The organism is Protofrankia sp. CiP1_Cm_nod3, assembly GCF_982290655.1.
This window is the reverse complement of the sequence record NZ_CEVIVD010000007.1, coordinates 8,020-9,198: the sequence shown is the minus strand read 5'-3', so window position 1 is coordinate 9,198 and position 1,179 is coordinate 8,020. Positions and strand designations below refer to the sequence as shown.

Annotated in this window: 1 protein-coding gene; it reads right to left on the bottom strand. The window is 75.5% G+C overall.

The annotated features are described in order from the left end of the window. Positions 1–1,144, bottom strand: a 1,144-nt coding sequence (gene fahA, locus AC5LUJ_RS03140) for a fumarylacetoacetase (protein WP_493464427.1), incomplete at its 3' end; no start/stop codon positions are given. Positions 1,145–1,179: the final 35 nt, after the last annotated feature.

Here is a 1,179-nt window from a genome sequence, read left to right as displayed (position 1 = left end):
GGGCCGAGCCGTCGGGGAGGGCCAGGGGCTGGGTCCCGTTCCAGGTGAGCTCGACGAGCGACCCGTACTGCGCGCGGGTGGGGCCGCTGACCGTGCCGGAGGCGAGCAGGTCACCAGTGCGCAGCGGCGCGCCGCCCGCCGTCAGGTGGGCGAGCTGCTGGGCCAGCGTCCAGTACATGCCGGCGAACGGCGGCCGGGAGACCGGATGCCCGTTGAGAGAGATCTCAAGCTCGATGTCGAAGCCCCCCGGCGGCACGCCGGTGTCGTCGAGGTGGGGCAGCGGAGGCGGGTCGCGCGGCGGGGCGGGCACCCGGGCGTGCCGCAGCGCGTCGAGCGGCACGACCCACGCGGAGACGGAGGTGGCGAACGCCTTGCCGAGGAACGGGCCGAGCGGGACGTACTCCCAGGCCTGGATGTCGCGGGCGGACCAGTCGTTGACCAGGCAGGCGCCGAAGACGTGCCGCTCCGCCGCCGCCAGCGGCACGGGGCGCCCAGGCCGCGAGGGGGTACCGACGACAAAGCCGACCTCGGCCTCGAGGTCCAGCCGCGCCGTCGGCGCGAACGTGATCTCGCCGTCCGGGGCGCGCAGCTGCCCGCGCGGGCGCACGACCGGCGTCCCGGAGACGACGACCGTGCCGGAGCGTCCGTGGTAGCCGATCGGCAGGTGCTTCCAGTTGGGGGTGAGGGGGTCGCCGTCCGGGCGCAGGATGCGGCCCAGGTTGGTGGCGTGGTGCTCGCTGGCGTAGAAGTCGACGTAGTCGGCGACCGTGAACGGCAGGCGCGGGGTCGCCGTCGCGGCCGGTAGCAGCAGCGGCTCGACGGCGCGCCGGTACCGTCCGTCCACGAGCCAACGCCGCACCTGGGAGCGGACCTGTGACCACACGGTGGGGCCGGCGGCCAGCAGCCGGTCGAGGCTGCCCGCGGTGAACAGCCCGGCGTGCTCCGGCAGGAGCGCGTCGGCGGCGGCGGTCAGGTCCAGGATGTGCTCGCCGATCGCGACGCCGACGCGCGCGCCCGGCGCGTCCGGTGTGGTGAAACTGCCGTAGGGCAGCGTGTGTATCCCGAAGGGATCGCCGTGCTCCACCCCGAGCCAGGACGCGGCGGCGTCGAGCGGCCCGGCCGGCGGCGGGGTGCCCGGCGTCATCAGCGGTCCGGCGTCATCAGGGTCCGGCGTCATCA